Source organism: Bradyrhizobium sp. CCBAU 11386, assembly GCF_028128955.1.
In the GTDB taxonomy this organism is placed as follows: domain Bacteria; phylum Pseudomonadota; class Alphaproteobacteria; order Rhizobiales; family Xanthobacteraceae; genus Bradyrhizobium.
Genome location: NZ_LBKA01000127.1, coordinates 1 through 4554, shown reverse-complemented (window position 1 = coordinate 4554; position 4554 = coordinate 1). Strand labels below are relative to the sequence as shown.

Here is a 4554-nt window from a genome sequence, read left to right as displayed (position 1 = left end):
ATTCAGCGACTGGCAATCTTGCGAGAGCACTGCCCAGGATCGGAAAAAATCTTTCCGTTTGCTGAAGGGGATAAAGCGCGCAACTCCGCATGGCTAAAAGTCAAACAGTGCAATCGTGCAAAACGCAGACTTTCGGATGGAACGCAAATGTCGGCTAAAGATCTAAGGGCATTTGGGAGAGTCCGCCCCTTGGCGCCTGTCACTCCGGTGCGATGTCGTGTGCACTGCGATGCTATGCGGTTCGTGTAGTCCGGTTCGGCATTCCACCGGCCGTAATGATCTCCGCGCTCAAGACTTCGATCGTCGTGCGATGTCGCATCGCGGTCTGTCGAATTAGCGAAAACGCATCGGTCTCCGACATGCCGTGACCGCGCACGCCTTGGTCGGCGGCCGCTTGATATACTTTGTGAGCTTGCGTCCGCGCGCGGCAATATCGTCAGCAAGGACACGCTCATGGCGCGGGTTTGGGCAGGCCGCGCCGTCGAGGAGGGTAATCTCCACGTCCATGTTTCGGCTCTGCGCAAGGCTTTGGACGAGCAGGGCGACGGTCACAGCTACGTCGTCACCGTTCCGGGTCGCGGATATCGGCTTGCGGGGCTGAAGGAGCCGTCCTCGGCGGAACCCGGCCCCTTGATCGACCAAGGCGAAGCCAGGGAGTTGCCGCGGACCATCGAAAGGCGGCAACTCACCGTTCTCTCTTGCGAGCTGATGGGCGCGGCCGCCTTGGCCATGCGGCTCGACCCTGAGGACTTCAGCACCGTCATGGCGGAATTCTCCCGCTACTGGACGGATATCTGGAGCCGCACCACATTAAGAGGGTGGCGGACGGTGGACCGGATCATCCCACGTCGGTTGGGGCGATCTGCCCGACCTGCCATCGACTAATTCATCACGGAGAAGGCGGTTCGAAGCTAAACATCGAACTGGAGCAGCACGTTTTGAAGATTGAGCAATCCCAAGATTTGGGCGAGGCTACACGTAACGATGAGGTCAACGACATTGCCGCCCAGGGATCGGCCCCACATGTAGCAAGCGCATGCAGCAAAGGGCCGACGTATTCAAGATGTTGATGTGGTGCTGGCGCTTCCTAGGGTAAACACAAATCAAAACACTAAGGCACTGAAGTATAGGGCATTTTTGGCCACGCGCCGATCCATTGTGTAGCGCACCGTGAGTTGCCCCAGTCGAGGGGGAGTGCGTCAATAATCGATCGAAATGTGGGGTTGCGGGCAGGTTGCATTAAGCTGCATGTTGCCGGTCACCTTGTGTCTGGCAACGCCTATGCCCACTTATTCGGGTGAGCACCAGAGAAGTTCTTCCCGCTGATGGTGAGGGAGACATGCGCTTGTGTTCCGTGATGATAGAAGTTGTTGGCCGCGCCAGAAATATGAGCGCCAGCACTATGATCATAGATGGAAACGCTCCCGCCCACGCTGCCAGAAAAGTGCGTGTACCCACTTCCTCCTGAGTAGTCGTAAATCGAGGATCCTGTCCGTCGTCCAATCAGGCGCGCAGCGATGAAAGCGACGGCGCGCCGACCATGAATGGGCCGCCATCAAGCCGATGCTGCCAAATAAGCCGCGTGGCGTTCCGCGGGTAAACGACCGTCGTATCCTCAACGGCATTTTCTGGGTCCTGCGATCCGGAGCACCCTGGCGCGATCTGCCGAATGCGTTCGGCCCCTATACAACTTGCTACAACCGCTTCGTTCGTTGGCGGCGAGCCGGTGTCTGGACCCATATCATGGAAGCACTCGCCGCTGCCCATGATGCCGCTGTGCAGATGATCGACACCTCGATTGTCCGCGTGCATCAGCACGGAGCGTGCATCACCCGGAACGGGAGGCAGTCCATGGGACGGTCGCGCGGCGGATTGACCAGTAAGATTCATGCGCTGGTGGATGCCAACGGCCTGCCGGTCCGGCTCGCGGTCACGCCCGGTGAGGCTCACGACAATCGGCTTGCTGCCAAACTCCTGTCTCGCCTGAGGGCCGGATCAATGCTGCTTGCTGATCGTGGCTACGACGCCGATTGGATCAGAGAACTCGTGATCAAGAAGGGGGCGTGGGCCAACATCCCGCCGAAACGCAACCACGAGAAGCCAATCTGCTTCAGTCCCTATCTCTATCGAGCGCGCAACCTCATCGAACGCTTCTGCAACATGATCAAACAGTGTCGTCGCGTCGCGACGGGCTACGACAAGCTCGCCGCCAACTACCTCGCATTCGTTCAGCTTGGGTCAATCAGGCTGTGGCTCCGCCTGCGTCCTGGCCTTTATGAGTACGCGCCCTAGGATAGTGCGTTTTGCGCTGACGCTCGCCGGCTCATCCTGGCGGGCCCATCACCTTGTTCGGGAACTAGTGGAAAGCGACTCGATTGGTACTGTGCTCCGGCCGCTAGCCCCCTGACGGCCGGAGTGCCAACGGCCCCAGCCACCGCCAAGTAGTTGGGGCCGCTTTTTTTGCGCGGTCCCATCGACGTGCCGGGATTGCTTCCGGGTACAAGCCGCTCCTGGCGGAATCAAGCGGAGCGGCCCGGGGCGGCCTGCTGTGCGGCAAATAGATTTGAACCATTAGCCCCGCCAACCGTCTGACTCTGCGGAGGCAAACAACCAATGATGCCAGACCAGCTCGCCCGCCAGGAGCAAATCGCCCTTCGTTTGGAGCAGTCCAAGCGCCTGTTGCGAGGCGCGAACAATCTCACGACCACACAACGCATTGGAAAGCTGATCGGCGACCTGGAGCGGGAGCAAGGGGAAGAAAAAGAGAAGTAAGCTGCCTCAGCCGGCGGCCCTGAATCGGGCCGCTAGTTCACGCTGGCGGGCCCTCTCTTGCGGCACTTCTTCCATGGTTCGGGTTTGTTATCTCTCATCAAAGGGAGGTAGAAATGCACAAATTGATGGCCGCCGCGGCACTAATAGTTGCCCTCGCTCTTGCGGGATGTGGAAAAGATCCGGGGCCGAAAGGCGAACCCGGGCCACAAGGCCCAGCCGGACCGCAGGGGGCCCAGGGCATCCAAGGCGTGCCCGGTCCTCAGGGTCCTGCTGGCGCTCAAGGCCCCCAAGGTCCGCAGGGAGCGAAGGGCGAGAAGGGGGACAAAGGCGATCCCGCCTCCGTCAATATCCGAGCGGTGCAGGCTGACGGTGCCGTCAACTGTGACAATAGCGAAACTCTGGTATCCGTATTCTGCCCAAGCGGCGGCAGTGCGGATGGCGGAAAGTGTGGGACCTCGCCGACCGTCGGTCTTTGCTTGAAAAAATAAGCCGAGAGTTCCTCATTGATCGCGATTGCGATACAACTGTCCGCGCTCGCGCAGCGCCTTGCGCATCTCGGCTGTGTTGAGGTCGAGCCTGACATCGACATTCTCGAAGCCGGCCCTCTTCAACATGCCGCCGACCAAGGTAGCATCACTCGCAGGATTGGTGAGCCTGGCCACGCTCTTGTAAGCCGAATTGCCTATTACCAGCGCGACGCGCCGCTCGGCCATCGCCGGTCCGCATCCAAGCCACACAGCAAAAACGATCAAAAGAAACCGAATCGCGCCCATAGGAGTCCCAAATCAATCGCAAGCAGCGTATTCCGAGCTTGCCCAAAGGCAAGCGGGCGTTATGTGAGGTAGATCACTAAACGAAATCGCCCCGAAACCTTCTCCTCTCTGAACGAAAGGACGTTGGCTAGGTCAGGACCTACAAGCGAACTAGGATAGTCGGCTTCTGGCCCGTGTGAGACATGCCGGGGCGGTCTGACGATGTCCGCTCGCAGGGGTAGACCGGAAGAGAACGGCACGCGGCTATAGTGACGCGATTGACCCAGGGCGGGCATTTCTCATCGCCGCGGCTTTTCAAGCCATGGAACACCTCGTAGCCTCAAGCCATCCTTTGCGGTCGATCAACCGGTTGTAGGGCCACTCTTGGGAGAGCTTGTCATGGAAGCTAGGATCGATGAGATCGGTGCAGGCATATATCGACTCTCCGTCTTCGTGCCCGATGCCGCTCCGCCCGCAGGATTTACGTATAATCATTTCCTGTTCACCGGTGACGAACCGTTGCTGTTTCACTGCGGGAAGCGAAGAATGTTTCCATTGGTTTCGGCTGCGGTTGCTCGGGTCATGCCGGTGGAGCGACTACGCTGGCTTGGTTTCGGGCATTTCGAAGCGGATGAATGCGGATCGATGAACGAATGGCTAGCAGCCGCGCCTGCGGCTCAGCTTACCCACGGAATGGTGGGCTGTCGCGTTTCTGTCAGCGATATGGCTGATCGCGAGCCGCGCGTGCTTTCTGACAGCGAGGTTATCGATATTGGCGGCAAGCGCTTTCGCTACATTGATACACCGCACGTTCCGCACGGTTGGGACGCTGGCGTCATGTTCGAGGAAACGACAGGCACCTTGTTGTGCGGAGACCTGCGGATTCCGATGATCTCGCCCGGGTGTACCGATTTGATCTCGCCCAGGATTCCGAGATGATCTCGCCTACCATTCCGATTTGATGTCGCCCGGGGCGCGAGGCGTTCTGGCTGTCTGGTTTCTGGCATCGGCGAAGCCGCGTGGTCAATCT

The 4554-nt window shown here is 59.2% G+C and carries 5 protein-coding genes and 2 pseudogenes; 5 read left to right on the top strand and 2 right to left on the bottom strand.

Translation table 11 applies throughout. The annotated features are described in order from the left end of the window. Positions 1–232: 232 nt before the first annotated feature. Positions 233–361 (bottom strand): hypothetical protein, encoded by a 129-nt coding sequence (locus XI09_RS46075; RefSeq protein WP_442869563.1) that lies wholly within the window; start codon positions 359–361, stop codon positions 233–235. A gap of 23 nt (positions 362–384) precedes the next feature. Between XI09_RS46075 and XI09_RS08920 the strand changes: the two are divergent. From XI09_RS08920 to XI09_RS08905, 4 genes and pseudogenes are all read left to right on the top strand, one after another. Further along, positions 385–885: pseudogene (locus XI09_RS08920) on the top strand (winged helix-turn-helix domain-containing protein); the annotation flags it as partial. Then, on the top strand, positions 819–1070 hold the full coding sequence (locus tag XI09_RS08915; protein WP_271566508.1) for a hypothetical protein: 252 nt from the start codon (positions 819–821) through the stop codon (positions 1068–1070). The pseudogene XI09_RS08920 and the gene XI09_RS08915, both read left to right, overlap by 67 nt. Before the next feature lie 463 nt (positions 1071–1533). Further along, a pseudogene (locus tag XI09_RS08910) lies at positions 1534–2292 on the top strand (IS5 family transposase); the annotation flags it as partial. A 321-nt stretch (positions 2293–2613) separates the two neighbouring features. After that, the gene (locus tag XI09_RS08905; protein ID WP_271566507.1) at positions 2614–2772 is read left to right on the top strand and encodes a hypothetical protein; all 159 of its coding nucleotides are present in this window, start codon (positions 2614–2616) and stop codon (positions 2770–2772) included. Between the two features lie 500 nt (positions 2773–3272). Here XI09_RS08905 and XI09_RS08900 read toward each other — a convergent pair whose 3' ends face one another. Next, positions 3273–3545 carry a caspase family protein gene (locus XI09_RS08900; protein ID WP_333939059.1) on the bottom strand — a complete coding sequence of 91 codons (273 nt, stop codon included), beginning with the start codon at positions 3543–3545 and terminating at the stop codon, positions 3273–3275. Positions 3546–3923: 378 nt separating this feature from the next. Here XI09_RS08900 and XI09_RS08895 point away from each other — a divergent pair, with 378 nt between their 5' ends. Beyond that, positions 3924–4463 (top strand): hypothetical protein, encoded by a 540-nt coding sequence (locus XI09_RS08895; protein WP_271566506.1) that lies wholly within the window; start codon positions 3924–3926, stop codon positions 4461–4463. Positions 4464–4554: the final 91 nt, after the last annotated feature.

What these genes read in the sequence shown, in the direction of transcription:
- XI09_RS46075 (WP_442869563.1), bottom strand. Translation starts at nt 361, where the DNA reads ATGTCGGAGACCGATGCGTTTTCGCTAATTCGACAGACCGCGATGCGA.
- XI09_RS08905 (WP_271566507.1), top strand. Translation starts at nt 2,614, where the DNA reads ATGATGCCAGACCAGCTCGCCCGCCAGGAGCAAATCGCCCTTCGTTTG.
- XI09_RS08900 (WP_333939059.1), bottom strand. Translation starts at nt 3,545, where the DNA reads ATGGGCGCGATTCGGTTTCTTTTGATCGTTTTTGCTGTGTGGCTTGGA.
- XI09_RS08895 (WP_271566506.1), top strand. Translation starts at nt 3,924, where the DNA reads ATGGAAGCTAGGATCGATGAGATCGGTGCAGGCATATATCGACTCTCC.